This is a genomic window from Agromyces binzhouensis (genome assembly GCF_042672355.1).
GTDB lineage: Bacteria > Actinomycetota > Actinomycetes > Actinomycetales > Microbacteriaceae > Agromyces > Agromyces binzhouensis.
Genome location: NZ_JBHXVJ010000006.1, coordinates 261,072 through 281,320, shown reverse-complemented (window position 1 = coordinate 281,320; position 20,249 = coordinate 261,072). Strand labels below are relative to the sequence as shown.

Annotated in this window: 19 protein-coding genes; 13 read left to right on the top strand and 6 right to left on the bottom strand. The window is 73.3% G+C overall.

Annotated features, from left to right (window positions below; translation table 11 throughout):
* Positions 1-2: 2 nt before the first annotated feature.
* Entirely contained in the window at positions 3-1,592 is a 1,590-nt protein-coding gene (ffh, locus tag ACFVHK_RS12560) for a signal recognition particle protein (RefSeq protein ID WP_376929081.1), read from the top strand.
* Positions 1,593-1,675: 83 nt separating this feature from the next.
* Complete coding sequence (locus ACFVHK_RS12555; RefSeq protein WP_376929080.1) at positions 1,676-3,109, top strand: GH1 family beta-glucosidase; 1,434 nt, start codon at positions 1,676-1,678, stop codon at positions 3,107-3,109.
* Positions 3,110-3,122: 13 nt separating this feature from the next.
* Here ACFVHK_RS12555 and ACFVHK_RS12550 read toward each other — a convergent pair whose 3' ends face one another.
* A complete protein-coding gene (locus ACFVHK_RS12550) occupies positions 3,123-4,274 on the bottom strand; it encodes a glutamate--cysteine ligase (protein ID WP_376929079.1) in 1,152 nt (383 codons plus the stop codon).
* Positions 4,275-4,424: 150 nt separating this feature from the next.
* Between ACFVHK_RS12550 and ACFVHK_RS12545 the strand changes: the two genes are divergently transcribed.
* From ACFVHK_RS12545 to ACFVHK_RS12520, 6 genes are read left to right on the top strand one after another with little or no spacing between them, the layout of a single operon-like run.
* Complete coding sequence (locus tag ACFVHK_RS12545; RefSeq protein WP_376929078.1) at positions 4,425-5,087, top strand: GntR family transcriptional regulator; 663 nt, start codon at positions 4,425-4,427, stop codon at positions 5,085-5,087.
* 9 nt (positions 5,088-5,096) lie between these two features.
* The gene (locus ACFVHK_RS12540; protein ID WP_376929077.1) at positions 5,097-6,254 is read left to right on the top strand and encodes an NAD(P)/FAD-dependent oxidoreductase; all 1,158 of its coding nucleotides are present in this window, start codon (positions 5,097-5,099) and stop codon (positions 6,252-6,254) included.
* Positions 6,251-6,490 (top strand): (2Fe-2S)-binding protein, encoded by a 240-nt coding sequence (locus tag ACFVHK_RS12535; RefSeq protein WP_376929076.1) that lies wholly within the window; start codon positions 6,251-6,253, stop codon positions 6,488-6,490. Before ACFVHK_RS12540 ends, ACFVHK_RS12535 begins: the two co-directional genes overlap by 4 nt.
* Positions 6,487-7,872 (top strand): FAD-dependent oxidoreductase, encoded by a 1,386-nt coding sequence (locus ACFVHK_RS12530; RefSeq protein WP_376929075.1) that lies wholly within the window; start codon positions 6,487-6,489, stop codon positions 7,870-7,872. The genes ACFVHK_RS12535 and ACFVHK_RS12530 overlap by 4 nt, the downstream gene beginning before the upstream one ends.
* A gap of 40 nt (positions 7,873-7,912) precedes the next feature.
* Positions 7,913-8,827 carry a dihydrodipicolinate synthase family protein gene (locus tag ACFVHK_RS12525; protein ID WP_376929074.1) on the top strand — a complete coding sequence of 305 codons (915 nt, stop codon included), beginning with the start codon at positions 7,913-7,915 and terminating at the stop codon, positions 8,825-8,827.
* Positions 8,827-9,828, top strand: a complete 1,002-nt coding sequence (locus ACFVHK_RS12520) for a proline racemase family protein (protein WP_376929073.1) — start codon at positions 8,827-8,829, stop codon at positions 9,826-9,828. The genes ACFVHK_RS12525 and ACFVHK_RS12520 overlap by 1 nt, the downstream gene beginning before the upstream one ends.
* 58 nt (positions 9,829-9,886) lie before the next feature.
* Here ACFVHK_RS12520 and ACFVHK_RS12515 read toward each other — a convergent pair whose 3' ends face one another.
* Both ACFVHK_RS12515 and ACFVHK_RS12510 read right to left on the bottom strand, forming a co-directional pair.
* Positions 9,887-10,873 carry a proline racemase family protein gene (locus tag ACFVHK_RS12515; protein WP_376929072.1) on the bottom strand — a complete coding sequence of 329 codons (987 nt, stop codon included), beginning with the start codon at positions 10,871-10,873 and terminating at the stop codon, positions 9,887-9,889.
* Positions 10,870-11,808, bottom strand: coding sequence for an ornithine cyclodeaminase family protein (locus ACFVHK_RS12510; RefSeq protein WP_376929071.1), 939 nt, complete (start codon positions 11,806-11,808; stop codon positions 10,870-10,872). The genes ACFVHK_RS12515 and ACFVHK_RS12510 overlap by 4 nt, the downstream gene beginning before the upstream one ends.
* A 260-nt stretch (positions 11,809-12,068) precedes the next feature.
* Here ACFVHK_RS12510 and rpsP point away from each other — a divergent pair, with 260 nt between their 5' ends.
* The 5 genes from rpsP (at position 12,069) to ACFVHK_RS12485 (ending at position 14,994) form a co-directional block, all read left to right on the top strand.
* Positions 12,069-12,488 (top strand): 30S ribosomal protein S16, encoded by a 420-nt coding sequence (gene rpsP / locus ACFVHK_RS12505; protein ID WP_129235696.1) that lies wholly within the window; start codon positions 12,069-12,071, stop codon positions 12,486-12,488.
* A gap of 3 nt (positions 12,489-12,491) precedes the next feature.
* Positions 12,492-12,728, top strand: coding sequence for an RNA-binding protein (locus tag ACFVHK_RS12500; RefSeq protein WP_129235695.1), 237 nt, complete (start codon positions 12,492-12,494; stop codon positions 12,726-12,728).
* A 1-nt stretch (position 12,729) separates the two neighbouring features.
* Positions 12,730-13,371, top strand: a complete 642-nt coding sequence (gene rimM, locus ACFVHK_RS12495; protein ID WP_376929070.1) for a ribosome maturation factor RimM — start codon at positions 12,730-12,732, stop codon at positions 13,369-13,371.
* Positions 13,372-13,380: 9 nt separating this feature from the next.
* Positions 13,381-14,097, top strand: coding sequence for a tRNA (guanosine(37)-N1)-methyltransferase TrmD (gene trmD / locus ACFVHK_RS12490; protein ID WP_129235693.1), 717 nt, complete (start codon positions 13,381-13,383; stop codon positions 14,095-14,097).
* A 162-nt stretch (positions 14,098-14,259) separates the two neighbouring features.
* Positions 14,260-14,994, top strand: coding sequence for a sirohydrochlorin chelatase (locus ACFVHK_RS12485; protein ID WP_376929069.1), 735 nt, complete (start codon positions 14,260-14,262; stop codon positions 14,992-14,994).
* Positions 14,995-15,046: 52 nt separating this feature from the next.
* Here ACFVHK_RS12485 and ACFVHK_RS12480 read toward each other — a convergent pair whose 3' ends face one another.
* The 3 genes from ACFVHK_RS12480 to ACFVHK_RS12470 form a co-directional block, all read right to left on the bottom strand.
* A complete protein-coding gene (locus ACFVHK_RS12480; protein WP_376929068.1) occupies positions 15,047-16,654 on the bottom strand; it encodes an NAD(P)/FAD-dependent oxidoreductase in 1,608 nt (535 codons plus the stop codon).
* Positions 16,651-18,747 (bottom strand): molybdopterin oxidoreductase family protein, encoded by a 2,097-nt coding sequence (locus ACFVHK_RS12475; RefSeq protein ID WP_376929067.1) that lies wholly within the window; start codon positions 18,745-18,747, stop codon positions 16,651-16,653. Before ACFVHK_RS12475 ends, ACFVHK_RS12480 begins: the two co-directional genes overlap by 4 nt.
* 77 nt (positions 18,748-18,824) lie before the next feature.
* On the bottom strand, positions 18,825-20,243 hold the full coding sequence (locus ACFVHK_RS12470) for an MFS transporter (RefSeq protein ID WP_129234667.1): 1,419 nt from the start codon (positions 20,241-20,243) through the stop codon (positions 18,825-18,827).
* Positions 20,244-20,249 lie beyond the last annotated feature (6 nt).

Genomic DNA, 20,249 nt, shown 5'->3' with positions numbered 1-20,249 from the left:
TCATGGCTACGTTCGGCACCCTCTCCGACCGTCTCACCGAGACGTTCAAGAACCTCCGCACCAAGGGCAAGCTCACCGCGTCCGATGTCGACGGCACCGTCCGCGAGATCCGGCGCGCCCTCCTCGACGCCGACGTCTCGCTCGACGTCGTCAAGGGCTTCACCGCGACGGTGCGCGAGCGCGCGCTGGGCGACGAGGTCAACCGGGCGCTGAACCCCGCCCAGCAGGTCGTGCAGATCGTCAACGAGGAGCTGGTCGGCATCCTCGGCGGCCAGCAGCGTCGGCTGCAGTTCGCCAAGAACCCGCCGACCGTCATCATGCTCGCGGGCCTCCAGGGCGCGGGAAAGACGACCCTCGCGGGCAAGCTCGCCAAGTGGCTCAAGAAGGACGGCCACACGCCCATGCTCGTGGCCGCCGACCTCCAGCGCCCGAACGCCGTGAACCAGCTCCAGGTCGTGGGCGACCAGGCCGGCGTCACCGTCTTCGCGCCCGAGCCCGGCAACGGCGTGGGCGACCCCGTGCGGGTCGCGAAGGACGCCGTCGCGCAGGCCTCGCGCGCCCAGCACGACGTCGTCATCATCGACACCGCGGGCCGCCTCGGCGTCGACGCCGAGATGATGAAGCAGGCCGCCGACATCCGGAAGGCCACGAACCCCGACGAGGTGCTCTTCGTCATCGACGCCATGATCGGCCAGGACGCCGTCACGACCGCCAAGGCGTTCCAGGACGGCGTCGACTTCACGGGCGTCGTGCTCTCCAAGCTCGACAGCGACGCGCGCGGCGGCGCCGCGCTCTCCGTGGCATCCGTGACCGGGCGGCCGATCATCTTCGCGTCGACCGGCGAGACGCTCGACGACTTCGAGCCGTTCCACCCCGACCGCATGGCGAGCCGCATCCTCGACCTCGGCGACATCCTCACCCTCATCGAGCAGGCCCAGCAGGCCTTCGACGAGGAGGAGGCGCTCAAGGTCGCCGAGAAGATCGCGACCGAGCAGTTCACGCTCGAGGACTTCCTCGCGCAGATGCAGCAGCTCCGCGGCGCGGGCTCGATCAAGAAGATGCTCGGCATGCTGCCCGGCGCCGGCGGCATGAAGCAGCAGCTCGAGAACTTCGACGAGCGCGAGATCGTGCGCACCGAGGCGATCATCCAGTCGATGACTCCGGCCGAGCGTCGCAACCCGAAGCTCCTGAACGGCTCCCGTCGCCTCCGCATCGCGAAGGGCTCCGGCATGACGGTCACCGACGTCAACCAGCTCGTGCAGCGCTTCGAGCAGGCCGCGAAGATGATGAAGACCGTCGCGCGCGGCGGGACGCCGCAGATCCCCGGCATGGGCCCGATCCCGGGCGGCGGCGGATACGGCGGCGGCAAGCGGCAGTCCGCGAAGGGCAAGAAGAAGTCGGGCGGCGGCTCGCGCTCGGGCAACCCCGCCAAGCGCGCCGCCGAGAACGCGGCGATCGCGTCCGGACAGGCGCCCGGTGCGGCATCCGACGCGCCCGCCGGCTCGGGCTTCGGCCTCGGCGGCGGAGCTGGTGCGAAGGGTGCGCCCTCCGAGGAGGAGATGGCGGCCTTGCAGAAGCTGCTCGGCCGCTGATCGGCGTCATCGACGTGCTGGGGCGGAGAGCTCCCGCGTAGTGTTGGACCCGCGGCCCACGCCGCGGACGAGGACGGAGCGACATGACGACCGGCGACCCCGACTACCGCGACTCGGGCCTCGAGTTCGCACCCGACTTCCTGCTCGGATCGGCGACCGCGTCGTACCAGATCGAGGGCGCCGCGACCGAGGGAGGTCGTGGGCCGTCCATCTGGGACACGTTCAGCCACACGCCGGGCAAGGTCTGGAACGGCGACACCGGGGACGTCGCGTGCGACCACTACCACCGGTGGGAGTCCGACCTCGACCTCATGGCCGAACTCGGGCTCGAGGCGTACCGCTTCTCGATCGCGTGGCCGCGCATCCAGCCGACCGGCCGCGGGCCGGCGAACGAGGAGGGGCTGGCGTTCTACGAGCGTCTCGTCGACGGACTGATCGCCCGAGGCATCCGCCCCATCGCGACCCTCTACCACTGGGACCTGCCGCAGGCGCTCGAGGACGAGGGCGGTTGGACCAACCGCGCGACGGCCGAGGCGTTCGCGGACTACGCGCGGATCGTGGGTGAGCGGCTCGGCGACCGCGTCGCCGTGTGGACGACGCTCAACGAGCCGTGGTGCTCGGCCTACCTCGGCTACGGATCGGGTGCGCACGCGCCCGGCCTCCTGGACGGCGCGAAGGCGCTCGCCGCGGTGCACCACCTGAACCTCGCGCACGGACTGGCCGTGTCCGCGCTCCGAGAGGTCGTCACGAACGACCCGGGCTTCTCGATCACGCTCAACCTGCACGTCATCCGCCCCTCGGGCGAGACGGGGCACGAGGCCGCCCGGCGCATCGACGGCCTGGCCAACCGGGTCTTCCTCGGACCGCTCTTCGGCGACGGCTACCCGTCCGACGTCATCGAGGACACCGCAGAGGTCACGGACTGGTCGTTCGTGAAGCCGGGCGACACCGAGCTCATCGCGCAGCCGATCGACCTGCTCGGCGTGAACTACTACTCGACCGTGACCGTGCGGATGTGGGACGGCGTGTCGCCGCGCGTGAACGCGGACGGCCACAAGGACATGGGCGGGACCCCGTGGCCCGGCTCCCAGCACGTCGAGTTCCTCGAGCAGCCGGGACCGTACACGGCGATGGGCTGGAACATCGACCCGTCGGGGCTCGAGGACCTCCTCATCGCGCTCCACGGTGCGTACCCCGAGGTGCCGCTCATGATCACGGAGAACGGGGCCGCCTTCGACGACGTCGTGACGGAGGGACCGGACGGGCCCGAGGTGCGCGACCTCGACCGCATCGACTACCTCCGGCGGCACTTCACGGCCGCGCACCGCGCGATGGCCCGGGGCGTCGACCTCCGCGGCTACCAGGTCTGGTCGCTCATGGACAACTTCGAGTGGGGCTACGGCTACTCCAAGCGGTTCGGCATCGTCCGGGTCGACTACGACACGCTCGAGCGCCTTCCGAAGGCGAGCGCCCGGTGGTTCGCGGAACTCATCCGGACGCGGAGCATCCCCGAGTAGCGGGGCGCATCCGCTATCCGCTCGAGCGCGGCCCCGTGCCCTCGCGGAGCTCGCGCGCGAGGTGCGCGACGACCGCGGTCAGGTCGCCGCCGTGCTCCTCGGCGACCTTGAGCTGGCGCTGGTAGCCGGCACCTTCGTCGATCGTGCGGCGGATCCGCTGGAGCTCGGCCGCGCAGCCGAGGCGCTCCGCGAAGGGTGCGAGCGTGACGAGCAGGTCGCCGAGGGCGTCGGCGACGGGGCGCTCGGCGCCTGCGGCATCCGTGATGATCTCCGCGTGCATGCCGTAGCGCGCGGCGCGCCACTTGTTCTCGCGCACGTACCAGGGCGGCATCGTCGGCAGGGTCTCGCCCTGGTCGATGCGGGTCGACATCCACTCGACCAGGCACTGGATGAGCGCGGCGATCGCGCCGATCTCGTCGGCCGACGACACGCCGTCGCACACGCGGACCTCGACGGTGCCCCAACGCGGCGAGGGGCGGATGTCCCAGCGGACCTCCGTGTGGTCTTCGATGACCCCGGTCCGGATGAGGTCGTCGACGTAGCGTTCGTAGGTCGACCAGTCGGGCAGCTGGTACGGCAGGCCGGCCGTCGGCAGCTGCTGGAACATCAGCGCCCGGTTCGAGGCGTAGCCGGTCTCGACGCCGGCCCAGAAGGGGCTCGAGGCCGACAGCGCCTGCAGGTGCGGCACGAAGGCGAGCAGGCCGTCGAGGATGGGGAGCGCCTTGTCGCGCTCCTCGATGCCGACGTGGACGTGGATGCCCCAGATCATCATGTTGCGGCCCCACCACCGCGTGCGCTCGATGAGCTTGCGGTAGCGGGGCTTGTCGGTGAGCCGCTGGTCGTACCAGCGGCTGAACGGGTGGGAGCCGCTGCACATCAGCTCGTACTCGCCGATCCGGTCGAGCACGGCCCGTACCTCGGCCACCTGCCCGGTGAGGTCGTCGACGGCACCGGCGACGTCGCGGTGCACGCCGCTCACGAGCTCGACGGTGTTCGTGAGGAGCTCCGAGGTGATGAACGGATGCGGCGTCCCGTCGGCATCGCCGAGCTCCGCGAGCACGCGGTCGCCCACCGAGGCGAGCTCACCGGTCGAGCGGTGCACGATCGCGAGCTCCCATTCGATGCCGACCGTCGATCGCTCGGATCGCGCGAACTCGATCCCCATGCGGCACCCCCGTCCCGCGCCAGTGGGCGCACGGCCATCATGACACGGCGGATCGCTCCGGGGTCGGAGTCGCGGGCGCGGGGGAGCCGGCCTACCGTCGCGCCGACGCCATCGCTAGCATGTAATGCATGACATATCACCGGCGTCGCAATGGGTGACGCGTCCCCGCTGCTCGAGGTCGCGAGCCTGCGCGAACAGGTCGAGCGCGCGCTCGCGTCCCGGATCGTCGCCGGCGAGGTCGAACCGGGCGAGGTCCTCACGGTGCCCACGACGGCGGCCGAGTTCGGCGTCAGCGCGACCCCGGTGCGCGAGGCGATGCTCGACCTCGCACGGCGCGGGTTCCTCGCGCCGATGCGCAATCGGGGCTTCCGCGTCACGGAGGTCTCGCTCGACGAGGTGCGCCAGCTCCGCGAGGTGCGTCGCCTGCTCGAGGTGCCGCCGATGCGCGAGCTCGCCGGTCGCGTCCCCGAGGAGGCGGCGGCGCAGCTCGTCGACCTCGCCGGCGAGATCGTCCGCGCGGGCGACGAGGGGCGCTTCCAGGACTACCTCGAGGCCGACACGGCCTTCCACCTCACGCTCCTCGGCCTCACCGGCAACCGGTACCTCGTCGACGTCGTCCGCGAGCTGCGCCAGCAGACGCGGCTGACCGGCCTCGTCGAACTGGCCGAGACCGGCGCGCTGACCGAGTCGGCGCTCGAGCACGTCGAGCTCGTCCGCCTGCTCGTCGACGGACGCGGCGATGCGGCAGCCGACCTGATGTCACGCCACATCGGGCACGTCGGCGGCATCTGGAGCGGCGAGGACGAGGACTGAGGCGCCGGCGTGCGGGTCGTGGTCATCGGGGCGGGCGTCATCGGCGCCGCCTGCGCGCTCGCCCTCGTCGAGCGCGGCGCCGAGGTCGTGGTCGTCGATCGGGTCGGCGTCGCAGGCGAGACCTCCAGCCGGTGCGAGGGCAACCTGCTGGTGAGCGACAAGGCGCCCGGCCCCGAGGCCGACCTCGCGGTCGCCTCGAACGCGATGTGGCGAGCGCTCGCCGAGCGGCTCGACGCCGATCGGCGCGACGGGCGGCCGGCGACGGAGTTCGAGGCGAAGGGCGGGATCGTCGTCGCCTTCCACGGGGGAGAGGCGGCGCTCGAGCGGTTCGCCGCCGCGCAGCGGGCGGCGGGCATCCGCGCCGAGGGGTTGGACGCCGCCGCGCTCGCGGATGCCGAGCCGCACCTGTCGTCCGAGGTCGCGCACGCCGTCCGCTATCCCGATGACGCGCAGGTGCAGCCCTCGAACGCGACGCAGGCGCTGCTCGCGGAGGCGATGCGGCACGGCGCGCGCCTCGTCGTCGCCGAGGTCACCGGGCCGATCGGCGGGGCCGCCCGGCTCGCCGGCGTGCGGACGAGCACGGGTGCGATCCCGGCCGACGTCGTCGTGAACTGCGCGGGGCCGTGGTCCGCGGAGGTCGCCTCGCGACTCGGCGCGCGCCTCGACATCCGCCCGCGGCGCGGCATGATCCTCGTGACGACCCCCATGCCGCAGCGCGTGTTCCACAAGGTCTACGACAGCGACTACGTCGGGGCGGTCGGGTCGGGCGACGCCGCACTGCAGACCTCGACCGTCGTCGAGTCGACGCCCGGCGGAACGGTGCTCATCGGGTCCAGCCGCGAGCGCGTCGGCTTCGACGAGCGGCCGGGCGTCGCCCCGGCGGCGGCGATCGCGGCCAAGGCCGTCCGGCTGTTCCCGTTCCTCGAACGGACGATGCTCCTGCGCAGCTACGTCGGGTTCCGCCCCTACGCGCCCGACCACCTGCCGGTCATCGGCCCCGATCCGGATGTCGCGGGGCTCGTGCACGCGACGGGACACGAGGGTGCGGGCATCGGCCTCGCGCCGGCCACCGCCGAACTCGTCGCGCACGCCGTGCTCGACGCACCGACCGCACTCGATCCGACCCCGTTCCTGCCGAGCAGGGACGGCCTCCGGGAGACCGCATGATCATCACCGTCGACGGCGAGCCCGTCCGGGGCCGGGACGGCCAGACCATCGCCGGCGTGCTCATCGGCGCCGGTCGCATCGCGTGGCGGACCTCGCAGACCGGCGGCCGCGGCGTGTTCTGCGGCATCGGCGTCTGCCACGACTGCCTCGTCACGGTGAACGGCGTCGAGGGCGTGCGTGCGTGCCGCCGCGAGGCCGTCGACGGCGACCGGATCGAACGCGAGGTGCGGCCGTGACGCACGTCGCGATCCTCGGCGGGGGCCCTGCCGGGCTCGCGGCCGCGCAGGGCGCCCTCGCCGCCGGCGCACGGGTGAGCCTGCTCGATGAGGGGGACCGGCTCGGCGGCCAGTTCTGGCGGCATCACGAGCGGCTCACCGACCCGCGCCTCCAGCACGGATGGCACCGGTTCGAGCGCCTTCGCGGTGCACTCGCCGGGGGCGATGCCCGGGTGCACGCCGGGGCGAGCGTGTGGTCCGCGGAGGCGACGGACGGCGGCGTGCGGCTCCGCGCCGTGGTCGGCGCCGCGGACGCCGACGCCCGAACCGCGGTCGACGTCGAGGCCGACGCGGTCGTCCTCGCCACGGGCGCCCACGACCTCGCGCTCCCCGTCCCCGGGTGGACGCTGCCCGGGGTCACCACGGCCGGCGCAGCCCAGGCGCTCGCCAAGCGCGACGGGGTCGCGGTCGGACGCCGCACGGTCGTGAGCGGCGCCGGCCCGTTCCTGCTGCCGGTGGCCGGGTCGCTCGCGCTCGTCGGGTCGGAGGTCGTCGGCGTGTACGAGGCGTCCGGGGTCGCCGCGCTCGCGGCGGGATGGCTGCCGCGGCCGTGGGAGCTCGCCGGCAAGGCCGGGGAGTTCCTCGACCACGCCGGAGGCCTCGTCCGCCGCAGGATCCCGTACCGGACCGGGCGCGCGGTCGTCCGGGTGCTGGGGGAGGGGCGGGTCGAGGGCGTCGTCGTCGCGGCGCTGGACTCCGAGTGGCGCCCGATCGCGGGCACCGAGCGCGAGGTCGCCTGCGATGCGGTCGCGCTCGGCCACGGCTTCACGCCTCGCCTCGAGGCCGCCCTCGCGCTGGGGTGCGCCCTCCGCGACGATCATCGCGGGCGATTCGTCGCGGTGGACGACGCGCAGCGCACGAGCGCCGCCCGGGTGTTCGCGGCGGGCGAGGTCACGGGCATCGCCGGCGCCGATGCCGCGCTCGCCGAGGGCGCGGTGGCCGGCTTCCTCGCCGGCGGTGGCGCGCTCGGCGACCCCCGGCTCCGCGGCCCGATCTCAGCCAGGCGCAGGACGCGCGCGTTCGCGCGGCGCCTCGAGCGCGCGCACGGGCTGCGGCCCGGCTGGACGACGTGGGTGGACGACGCCACGATCGTGTGCCGGTGCGAGGCGGTCACGCGGCGTGCGATCGCGGAGCGGGCCGGCGTGCCCCCGAGGGCGATGCGGCTCGCGACGCGTGCGGGGCTCGGCACATGCCAGGGGCGCTCGTGCGCTCGCGCGGTCGAGGCGATCGTGGCCGAGGCGGGCGGTGCCGCGGCATCCGTCGGGTTCGACCGCCGGCCGGTGCTCGCGCCGGTCCGGATCGGCGAGGTCGCGGCGCTTGCCGCGGCCGATGCCGACACGTAGCATGTGACATATTACTCGACGACTCGGAGGATCGAAGCGGATGACCAGCACCATGGACCTCGGCGGCGTCGTCGTCGCGACCACCCTCGCGTTCCGGGAGGACGACTCCGCCCCGGCCGGGCTCGCGGTCGACTACGACCGGTTCGCCGAGCACGTCGACTTCCTGATGCGGAACGGATGCCGCGGCGTCGGCCCGAACGGATCGCTCGGCGAGTACTCGTCGCTCACCGACGAGGAGCGCCGTCGCGTGATCCGGGTCGCCGTCGAGGCCGTCGACGGGCGCGGCATCGTGGTCGCGGGAGCGCACGGCGTGGGCAGCCACCAGGCGCGCACGTGGGCCGAGTACGCCCGCGAGGACGGCGCCGACGGGGTGCTGCTCCTGCCGCCGACGCTCTACCGGGCCAACGAGACGGAGGTGATCGCGCACTACGAGGAGGTCGCGAAGGTCGGCCTGCCGATCATGGCCTACAACAACCCGTTCGACACCAAGGTGGACCTCGTCCCGTCGCTCGTCGCGAAGCTCGCCGAGATTCCCGAGGTGGTCGCGATCAAGGAGTTCTCCGGCGACGTCCGCCGTGTCTACGAGATCAGGGAGCAGTGCGACATCGACGTCATCGCGGGCGCCGACGACGTGCTGTTCGAGCTCATGGTCAACGGTGCCGTCGGATGGTTCGCCGGGTACCCGAACGCGTTCCCCAAGGAGGCGGTCGAGCTGTACGACCTCTGCGCCGCGGGCGAGTGGCACGAGGCGAAGGCGCTCTACGAGCAGCTCGTCGCGGTGTTCCGCTGGGACTCGCGCACGGAGTTCGTGCAGGCCATCAAGCTCTCCATGGACATCTGCGGGAACTCGTACGGCGGCCCGACCCGCCCGCCGCGCGGTCCGCTCTCGGCGGAGCAGCGTGCGCAGGTCACCGCCGACACCGAGCGGGCGCTGGCCGCCCTGGCGGCCCGCTGATGCGCGCGCGCCGGGTGATCTCGGCCGTCGACTCCCATACCGAGGGGATGCCGACGCGCGTCGTCACGGGCGGGGTCGGCCGGATCCCCGGCGCCACCATGAACGACCGGCGCCTGTACGCCATGGAGCACCTCGACGGGCTCCGCGGCCTGCTGATGAACGAGCCGCGCGGGCACGCGTCCATGTCCGGCGCGCTGCTGCAGCCGCCGGCCCGGGACGACGCCGACTGGGGCGTGGTGTTCATCGAGGCCAGCGGGTTCCTGCCCATGTGCGGGCACGGCACCATCGGGGTCGCGACCGTCCTCGTCGAGACGGGAATGGTCGAGGTGGTCGAGCCGGTCACCGAGATCCGCCTCGACGTCCCGGCGGGCCTCGTCGTCGGGCGGGTCGACGTCGAGGACGGCCGTGCGAGGCGCGTCACGATCGAGAACGTGCCGAGCTTCGTCGAGCGGCTGGACGCGTCGATCGAGGTGCGCGGGCACGGGACCGTGCCCTACTCGATCGCCTTCGGCGGCAACTTCTACGCCCTCGTCGACCTCGACGCGATCGGCCTGCCGTTCGACCGGACCCGCAAGGACGACATCCTCGCGGCCGGGCTCGCGATCATGGAGGCGATCAATGCCGAGGCGCCGCCCCGCCACCCCGAGCTCGAGGGCGCGGATCACGTGCACCACGTCGAGTTCATCGCCCCCGGGTCCGACGCGGTGCGCTCGCGGCACGCGATGGCGATCCATCCGGGATGGTTCGACCGGTCGCCGTGCGGCACCGGCACGTGCGCGCGCATGGCGGAACTCCACGCGCGCGGCGAACTCCGGCTCGACGCGGACTTCGTCAACGAGTCGTTCATCGGGAGCGAGTTCACGGGGCGCCTGCTGCGCGTGACGAGCGTCGGCGGGGTGCCCGCCGTCGTCCCGACGATCACGGGCCGCGCCTGGCTGACCGGGTTCGGCCAGTACGTGCTCGACGACGACGACCCGTTCCCCGAGGGCTTCGTGTTCTGAAGCCGGAGCAGGCCCGGCGGAGCGGACGGGGCAGCGGTCGGCCGTGCGACCCGAGCGCTCAGCGCAGGCTGAACCCGGCCGCGAGGGGATCGTCGGGGTCGAGCTCGAACTCGCAGGCGCCCACCCGGTACGCCTGCCCGGTGATCTCCGGGATGACGCCGCCGGCGCCGCGATCGGCCACGCGACCGTGGAAGCGCGTGCCGATGATCGAGTCGTGCGTGAGCACCTCGTCGTCGGAGAGCGCACCGGTGTGCGCGAGCAGCGCCACGCGCGCCGCGGTGCCGGATCCGCATGGGCTCCGGTCGACCTCGCCGTCGGCGAAGACCGTCACGTTGCGCTGCCACGGTCCCTCGGACGTGCGGCCGAGGTCGTCGACGAGGATGGTCCCGTAGACGCCTGAGAGGCGGTCGTCGGCGAGCTTCGCATCGGGGTGGTCGTCCAGTGCCCACTTGACCTCGCGACCGAGGCGGATGAGCTCGGTCGTGTGCGCCGGGGTCACCTCGAGTCCGAGCGCGGCCGCGGGCAGGGTCGCGTACACGGCGCCGCCGAACACGAGGTCGACGTCGACCTCGCCCCGGCTCGTCGCCAGGCGGATCCCCGTGGCGAGGACGCGCGAGGGGACGTTCCGGAATACGACCCCGGTCGTCCGACCGCCGCGGCGTTGCACGCGCGCCTGCACGCGACCGCTCGGCACGTCGATCGTGACGATCGCCTCGCCGTCGTCGGGTGCCTGCACGCGCCCGGAGCGCACCGCCCACGCGCCGAGCGCCATGGTGCCGTGGCCGCACGCGGTCGAGAATCCGTCCTTGTGCCAGAACAGCACGCCGAAGTCCGCTCCGTCGTCGTCGGGCGGCGTGACGAAGCCGCCGTACATGTCGTCGTGGCCGCGCGGCTCGAGGCAGAGGAACCGGCGAACCGAGTCAGCGCTGCCGGACATGGCCTCGACGCGGCGTTCGGCGACGCTCGCACCCCGGGTGGGGACGTCGAGCACGATGCGGAAGGGCTCGCCCGCCGTGTGCCAGTCCTCGGTCGCCCAGCGCATCATCCGCCCCGTCCGTCCGCGAGGGCGAGCGGCGCCACGGCGAGGTCCTGCCAGCCCATCCCGCAGGTCTTCACGACCCTCGGGCGATCGGATGCCACGGGCGGCCCGTCGAACAGCTCGGAGAACGTGACCAGCGCATCGGCCGCCAGGCGGCCTTCGGAGACGGCGAGGATCACGTCGCCCGCCTCGGCGAGCGCGACGCGCTCCGACTCGACGATCACGTGCGAGCGCGCGAGGAGGTCGCCGGGCAGTTCGCGCGCCGCGGGCTCGTGCGAGCCCACGGCGACGACGGCCGCGTGCCGCGGGACGAGCGCGCCGTCGAACAGGGGCTCGCGCGCCGTCGTCGCGCAGACGACGAGGTCGGCGTCGGCGATGTCCGCGGCCGTGCCCACCGCGACGTCCAGCCCGGTCCCGGCGACGCTCGCCACCGCGCGCCGCGCCCTGCCGGGGTCGCGGCCGACGAACCGGACCCGCTCGATGGGGCGGATGGCGCGCATCGCCTCGACGTGGCGCACGCCCTGCGGCCCGGTGCCGAACACGACGAGCGTCGCGGCGTCCGGCTCGGCCACGACGTCGAGCGCGGCCGCCGAGACCGCCGGCGTGCGCAGGTTCGTGAGCTCGGTGCCGTCGAGCACGGCGACCGGGGCGAGCGTCTCGGCGTCGATCAGGACGTAGAGGGCCTGGATCCGGTCGAGGCCGCGCGCCGGGTTCGCGGGTGCGACGGTCGCGAGCTTCTGGCCGACCCATCGGCCGAGCTCGGAGGGCATGAGCAGGAGCTGTCCCTGCCGCACGTCGACGACGCTCCGCGGCGGATCCGCGTCGGGGTCGTAGCCGCCGCGCAGCACGCGCCGGACGGCGTCGACGGCCGCGCGCATCGGGACGCGCTCGGCGATCGCGGGCCCGTCGATGAGGTCGAGGGATTCGAGGGGGCTCCCCATGCGCCCATCGTAGGGTGGGCCGGATGTCGACGCTCGTCGCGGTCGCGCGCGCAGCGGGGGCCGCTCCGGAACGACGCGCCGGCAGATGTGCGGCTCGGAGGATTCTCGTTTCGGCGCGGAATCTGCAAGAATGGTCAGTCGAGTTCTGTACCGCCCGACCCTCTATCCGGCGCGCAGGACACCCTTTGAGCTTCCGCCGAGTGTGCACCCCACGCTCACGGCTGTCAGTTCGCCTACCTCACAACACATCCAGGAGAATCGTGGCTGTCAAGATCCGCCTCAAGCGGCTCGGCAAGATCCGTGCCCCGTACTACCGCATCGTCGTCGCCGACTCGCGCACCAAGCGCGACGGTCGCGTGATCGAGGAGATCGGCAAGTACCACCCGACCGAGAACCCCTCGTTCATCGAGGTCGACTCGGAGCGCGCGCAGTACTGGCTCGGCGTCGGCGCCCAGCCGACCGAGCAGGTGCTCGCCATCCTCAAGCTGACCGGCGACTGGGGCACGTTCAAGGGCGACAAGAACGCCAAGAACACCGTCCAGACCGCGGCGCCCAAGGCCGAGTACGAGGTCGACACGGCCAAGAAGTCGGTCGTGAAGCCGAAGGCCGAGAAGCCGGCCAAGGCCGAGGAGCCCGCCGAGGCTCCGGCCGCCGACGAGACCGCGTCGGACGAGGCGTAAGCCTTGCTCACTTCCGCGCTCGAGCACCTCGTCAAGGGGATCGTCGATCACCCCGACGAGGTGAAGGTCGTCTCCGCGTCGAGCGCACGCGGCGAGGTCCTCGAGGTGCACGTGCACCCCGAGGACCTCGGCCGCGTCATCGGGCGGGCCGGTCGCACCGCGAAGGCGCTGCGCACGATCGTGGCCGCCCTCGCCGACGGCCGCCGCGTCCGGGTCGACGTCGTCGACACCGACGACTGACGTGGCCGCGGCGAACCGCCCCCAGCAGCTCCGCGTCGGCCGGCTGACGAAGGCGCACGGACTGAAGGGCGCCCTCAAGCTCGAGCTCTACACCGACGACCCCGAGCGTCGATTCGTGCCCGGCGCGGTGTTCTCGCTGCAGGTGCCCGAGGAGTCGCCGTGGCACGGCCGCACGCTCGAGTTCCGCGAGCTGCGCTGGTACAACGGCCAACCGGTCGGGTTCTTCGAGGGCGTCGAGGACCGCACCGCGGCCGAGGGGCTCGCGAAGGCCATCCTCTGGGTCGACCAGCCCGTCGACGAGGAGCCCGAGCCCGACGCGTGGTACGACCACCAGCTCATCGGGCTCGCGGTCGTCCGCGACGGCGAGCGCATCGGCCAGGTGGCGCACGTCGACCACCTGCCCGCCCAGGACCTCCTCATCGTGAAGACGAAGCAGGGCGACGTCATGGTGCCGTTCGTCTCGGCGTTCGTCCCCGAGGTCGACATCGAGGCAGGCACGCTCACGGTGACCCCGCCGCCGGGGCTGTTCGAGGAGCTCCCCGACGAGGCTCCCGACCCCGAGGAGACCGGCGGCACCGACGCATCCGACACCGGCGATGCCGAGGGCGGCGCCGACGGGTCCGACGAGACCCCCTCCGCGTAGGCGGCGACGATGCGCATCGACATCGTCACGATCTTCCCCTCGTTCTTCGACGTGCTCGACCTGTCGCTGCTCGGCAAGGCCCGGCAGACGGGCCTCATCGACGTCGTCACGCACGACCTGCGCGACTTCACCCACGACCGTCACCGCACGGTCGACGACACGCCGTACGGGGGCGGCGCGGGCATGGTCATGAAGCCCGAGCCCTGGGGCGAGGCGCTCGACTCGATCGTCGGCGACGGCGACTCCGAGGCGCTGCTGGTGGTGCCCTCGCCCGCAGGCGAGCCCTTCACGCAGGAGACCGCCCGCGAGCTCGCGGCCGAGTCGCACGTGGTGTTCGCGTGCGGACGCTACGAGGGGATCGACCAGCGCGTCGTCGACCACTACGCGACGCGCATGCGCGTCAGGCCGATCAGCCTCGGCGACTACGTGCTGAACGGGGGCGAGGTGGCCGTCATGGCGATGATCGAGGCCGCCGGCCGCCTCGTCCCCGGCGTCGTCGGCAACCCCGAGAGCCTCGTCGAGGAGTCGCACGAGGACGGCCTGCTCGAGTACCCGAGCTACACCAAGCCCGCCGTCTGGCGCGGGCTCGAGGTGCCCCCGGTGCTGCTGTCCGGCCACCACGGCAGGGTCGCGGAGTGGCGCCACGAGCAGCAGGTCGAGCGCACGCGTCGCGTGCGCCCCGAGCTGCTCGGCGACGGCCCGGCCGACCAGCCGGACGCCCGCTGAACCGCGGTCCCGTCGCGCGCGGCGTGAGGGACTCTTCACGCGCCGGAAACACGTGGGTGTGCTCGGCGAAACACGCCCTGAATACCGTCGGATCGGCGGGTGAGACCGGATTCCGCCGGAAAGTGCGGGCATGAGATGGGTCGGACGAGCGATGCCGGAGACGTGTCCCAGCCGGTCCGTCGCCCGCCGCTCCGTCTCGTCGCCGTCACCCACGGCACCCCCTCCACGGCCAACCGCGAGGCGGTCATCCGGCTGATCGACGGCGTCGCATCCGCCCGCCCCGACCTCGACGTCTCGATCACCTTCGTCGACGCGAGCAACGCCGACATCGGCGCCGCCCTCGAGGCAGCGGCCGAGCCCGATGCGGTCATCGTGCCGCTCGTCCTGTCCGCCGGATTCCACGTGCGCACCGGACTGTCGCTGGGCCTCGACCGCATCGGCGGTTCGGCGCGCCTCGCCGCCGAGCTCGGCCCGGACGAGCGCCTCGTCGACGTGCTCGCCGAGCGGTTGCTCGACGCGGGCCTGGGCGACGGGGACACGGTGCTCCTCGCCGCCGCGGGATCGAACGACCCGCGCGCGGTCCGCGAGTGCTTCGAGACCGCGCGGCGGCTGGGGCAGCGCCTCGGCCGGTCGGTCACCGTCGGGTTCATCGCGGCCGCCATCCCGCGCCTCCCGGACGCGATCGAGATGATCCGCGAGGTGCACCCCGGTTCTCGGATCATCGTCGGACCGTACCTGCTCGCTCCCGGCACGTTCTACGACCAGGCCGTCTCCGCGGGCGCCGACGCGATCGCCGACCCCCTGCTGGTGCCGGCGGCGCCGCCGCCGCCCGCGCTCGTCGACCTCGTCCTCGATCGGTACGCGGCCGTCGAGCAGGAGCAGCGCGAGCACGCCTGAGCCGTTCCCGACGCGACGACGGACGCCGGCGTCCCGGACGTCGCGTGCGAGGTCACGCGGTGAGGCTGGGCGTCCCGTCCGCTTCGGCGGCGCGGGCGAGGACCTCGGCGATGCGCCCGCGGCATCCGCCGCAGCCCGTGCCGGCCCGAGTGTCGCGCCCGACGCATTCGACCGTCGCATTCCCGCACGCCGCCGACTCCTCGATGCGCCCGACGGTGACGCCGTTGCACCAGCACACCGTCGCCTCGGGCGCGAACGCGTCGGCGTTCGCCGACGGGTCGTCGTCGGGACCGTCGAACCGGAGCAGCAGCGACCGATCCGCGGGCAGTTCGGCGCGACGCTCGAAGAGGAGCGTCAGCTCGGCCGCCGTCCGCGGCATGCCGACGCTCGCGAAGCCGGTGAGGATCCCGCCTTCGGTGACCATCTTCACGTAGCGGAGGTGCTCGGGATCCGCCCACTGGGCGACGCGCCGACGCGGCGCGAGTGCGTCGTCGTCCCACGGCTCCACGGAGACGTCGCCGACGGCGACCACGTCGACGTGCTCGGCCTTGAGCATGACGATCGCGTCGCGCTCGGGCGCCAGGGGTGCCCCGGCCTCGCGGTCTCCGGCCTCGGCGGCGAGCGCGGCGGCGAGGTGCTCCGCCTGCCGCCAGCCCGGGCCGATCAGTCCGGACGGGGCGCCCGGCAGGATGCGCCGACCGGCGGTCTCGTGGGTGCGTTCGACGACCTGGGCGCAGTCGCCGATCGCGTAGACGTCAGGGTCGGACCAGCTGCGGAGATCCGGCCCGACGACGACGCCGACGGCGGTGCGGAGCCCGGCGAGCGTGGCGAGCTCGTTCCGCGGGCTCACGCCGCACGAGAGCACGAGGAGGTCGCCGCGGACCTGCTTGCCGTCGGCCGTGACGAGCATGTCGAACCGTCGCGCGCCGTCCGCGTCGGTGCGGAACCCGATCGCCTCGGCCCGGCTGTGCGCGATGACCGTGATGCCCGTGCGACGCAGCGCCGAGCGCAGCACGTGTCCGGCGCCGCGGTCGAGGTTGCGCGGCATGGGATGGGCGCCGTGGTGGACGACGCACACCTGCGCGCCCGCGTGGGCTGCGGCGAGTGCGAGCTCGAGGCCGAGGACGCCGGCTCCGAGCACCACGATGCGGCGACGCGAGCGCACCGCCTCGAGCACTCGTTCGGCGTCCTCGAGGTCGCGGAGCGCGGTGACGCCCGCCGGCAGTTCGTCGTCGCGCGCGACGAGCGTCGACGGGTGACGCTCGAGGTCGGCCAGGTCGCGCCTGGGCCGCTCGACGCCGTCCAGCGTCGGCACGTTCGCACGCGCTCCGGTGGCGAGCACGAGCCGGTCGTAGGGCAGCGCCTCGCCGGTCGAGAGGTGCACGACGTGCGCTGCGCGGTCGACGCGGGTCGCGCGGATGCCGAGGAGCACGGCGACGCCGGCCTCCTCGGCGGCCTCGCGGTCGCCGACGAGCATCGCGTCGAGGTCGGTGTTGCCGACGGCGTACTCGGCGACGAGGACCCGGTTGTACGCCTCGACGGGCTCGCCGGCGACGACGGTGAGCGCGACGGCACCCGCCCGCACGGCGGGCAGCAGCTCCTCGACGAAGCGAGCGCCGACCGGGCCGTAGCCGATGAGGACGATCCGCAGAGGGGTCATGATCCGGCTCCCGCTTCGACGAGGCGCGTGACGCGCACGAGGTTGGCCTTGAACTCGGGCATCGACGAGATCGGGTCGACCGCGTCGGAGGTGAGCAGGTTCGCGGCCTGCTCGTCGCCGTAGTGGAACGGCAGGAACACCGCGTCGGTGCGGATGTCGGTGGTGAGCCGTGCCCGGCATCGCACGGTGCCGCGCCCGTTGGCGACCTCGACGGGCTCGTCGTCGGCGATGCCGAGTCGTGCCGCCGTGGCCGGATGGATCGCGGCCCGTGCCTCGGGCTGGGCATCCAGCAGCTCGGGCACGCGACGCGTCTGCGCCCCGCTCTGGTAGTGCTCGAGCAGCCGCCCGGTGACGAGCGTCACCTCGTCGGACGACGGTGCCGGATGCGCGCCCGCGCGGGGTGCCACGGCCACGAGGCGGGCGAGGCCGTCGTCGTGGTGGAACCGCTCGGCGAAGAGCCGCGGGGTGCCCGCGCCTCCGCGCGGGAACGGCCAGTACGCCTCGACGTCGGAGTCGAGCAGTGCGTAGTCGATGCCGGAGTAGTCGGCGATCCCGCCCTCGGAGGCGAGTCTGAGTTCCTCGAACACGGTCTCGGCGTCGGTGTCGAAGCGCGCGGCCGACCCGAGCCGTCGGGCGAGCTCGTGCAGGATCCAGAGCTCGTCGCGCGCGCCGGCCGGGGGCGCGAGCGCCCGGCGACGACGGATGACGCGTCCCTCGAGGTTGGTCATGGTGCCCTCCTCCTCGGCCCACTGGAGGACCGGGAGGACGACGTCGGCGAGGGCCGCGGTCTCCGACAGCACGAAGTCGCAGACGACGAGCAGGTCGAGGCGCTCGATGCCGCGTCGGACGTCCGCGACGTTGGGCGAGGAGACGACGAGGTTGGAGCCGTGCACGAGCAGTGCCCGGACGCCGTCGGGCCGGCCGAGCGAGCCGAGCAGCTCGATCGCCGGGAGGCCGGGGCCCGGGATCTCCGCGGCGTCCACGCCCCAGACGCGGGCGACGTGGGCCCGAGCGGCGGGGTCGGTGATCTTCCGGTAGCCCGGCAGCTGGTCGCACTTCTGGCCGTGCTCGCGCCCGCCCTGGCCGTTGCCCTGCCCCGTGAGCGTGCCGTATCCGCTGCCGGGGCGACCGGGCAGTCCGAGGAGCAGCGCGAGGTTGATCGCCGCGGTCGCGGTGTCGGTCCCGTCGACGTGCTGCTCCACGCCGCGACCGGTGAGGATGAACGTCGGGCCGCCGGCGGCGAGCCGGCGAGCGATCGCGCGGACGGTCGCCGCGGGCACGCCCGTCACCGATTGGACGCGCTCGGGCCACCACTGGGCGACGCTCCGACGCAGCGCGGCGAACCCGCTCGTGCGGGCGGCGACGTAGTCCTCGTCGACGAGCCGCTCGGCGATCACGACGTGCGCGAGGCCGAGGAGCAGCATGAGGTCGGTGCCGGGCGCGGGCTGGACGTGCAGCCCCTGCCCGTCGTCGGTGAGCCGCGCGGTCGCCGTGCGCCGCGGGTCGACCACGATGAGCCCGCCCGCCGCCTGCGCTCCCGCGAGGTGGCCGATGAACGGCGGCATGGTCTCGGCGACGTTGGTGCCGAGCAGGAGGATCGTCGTGCCGTCGTCCAGGTCCGCGAGCGGGAAGGGCAGGCCGCGGTCGACGCCGAAGGCGCGGTTGCCGGCGGCGGCGGCCGACGACATGCAGTAGCGGCCGTTGTAGTCGATGCGGCTCGTGCCGAGTGCGAGCCGGGCGAACTTGCCGAGGAGGTAGGCCTTCTCGTTCGTGAGGCCTCCGCCGCCGAAGACGCCGACGGCGTCGGCGCCGTGCTCCGAACGGATGCCGCGGAGCCGCTCGGCCACGAGGTCGAGGGCCGCATCCCACGTGGTCTCGCGCAGCGAGCCGTCCGGTTCGCGCACGAGCGGCGCGGTCAGGCGGGACGGTGCGGCCAGGAGCTCGGCGGAGGTCCACCCCTTCTTGCAGAGCCCGCCGCGGTTGGTGGGGAAGTCGCGGCCCGCGACCGCGATCGGCGCGGTCGCGTCATCCGTCGCCGTCAGCGTCATCGCGCACTGGAGGGCGCAGTAGGGGCAGTGGGTCCCGGCTCCCATGTCGTCCTCCTGGAGTGCGTGTCGTCGCGGTGGTGGGGGGAGCGGGCCGGGCGGTGAGGTCGCCCGGCCCGCCCCGGTCAGATCCGGTGTCCGGAGCGCTTCGCGAGGGTCAGGTAGACGCCTGCGGTGATGGCGAGCATCACCGCGTACGCCCACACGAACCAGCTGAGCCCCGTCGTGTAGTCGCCGAACGTGGTCTTCGAGAAGCCGAGCAGCTGCGGGATCACGAACCCGCCGTACGCGCCGACCGACGAGATGATGCCGAGCGCCGCCGCCGCCTTCCGCTGCGAGCTCACGTCGCCGGCCGACTCGTGCGCGTTGTGCGCGCCGGCGCGGAGGGCGAACACCGTCGGGATCATCCGGTAGGTCGAGCCGTTGCCGACGCCGGACGCGGTGAACAGCACCAGGAAGAGGCCGAGGAAGAGCCAGAAGTTGCCGAGCGGGAGCGTCCAGACCACCGCGAGGGCCCCGAGCGCCATCACGGCGAACGCCGCGATCGTGATCTGCGTGCCGCCGAACCGGTCGGCGAGGCGGCCGCCGTAGGGCCGGGCGAGCGAGCCGACGAGCGCGCCCATGAACGCGAGCGACAGGGTCGCCGAGCCGACGTGGAACGCCGAGAAGTCGGGGAACTGGTCGGCGATGAGCTTCGGGAAGACGCCCGCGAACCCGATGAACGAGCCGAACGTGCCGATGTAGAGCACGGCCAGGATCCACAGGTGCGGCTCCCGCAGTGCCGCGAGCGAGGCCGCGACATCCGCCTTCGCGTTCGAGAGGTTGTCCATCCGGAGCGCGGCGCCGACCATCGCGATGAGGATGAACGGCACCCAGATCCAGCCCGCGAGGGGCAGGTTCAGCGTGACGGCCGCGCCGATGGTGATCGCGATGGGCACCACGAACTGCGCGACGGACGCGCCGAGGTTGCCGCCCGCGGCGTTCAGGCCGAGCGCCCACCCCTTCTCGCGCTGCGGGAAGAAGTAGGTGATGTTCGCCATGGAGCTCGCGAAGTTGCCGCCGCCGAAGCCGGCGAGCGCCGCGATCGCGAGCATCACGCCGAACGGGGTCTCGGGGTTGGCGACCGCGACGGCGAGGCCGATCGCCGGGATGAGCAGGAGCGCCGCGGACACGATCGTCCAGTTGCGCCCGCCGAAGCGGGGGACCATGAACGTGTACGGGATGCGGAGGGTCGCCCCGACGAGTGCCGGGATCGAGATGAGCCAGAAGATCTGGCCGGTCTCGAAGGCGAAGCCCGCGGCCGGGAGCGAGACGACCACGATCGACCAGAGCTGCCAGACGACGAAGCCCAGGAACTCGGCGAAGATCGACCAGCGGAGGTTGCGAGCGGCGATCCGCCGGCCCTCGCGCTCCCACTGGACGGGATTCTCGGGGTCCCAGCCGTCGATCCAACGGCCGGGCCGGACGGTGAGGGCGCCCGCGGCGGGGGGCGCGGTGACGGCGGCGGGGGCCGCGGGCGGCGGAGCGGAGAGGGTCTCGGTCATCGGTGC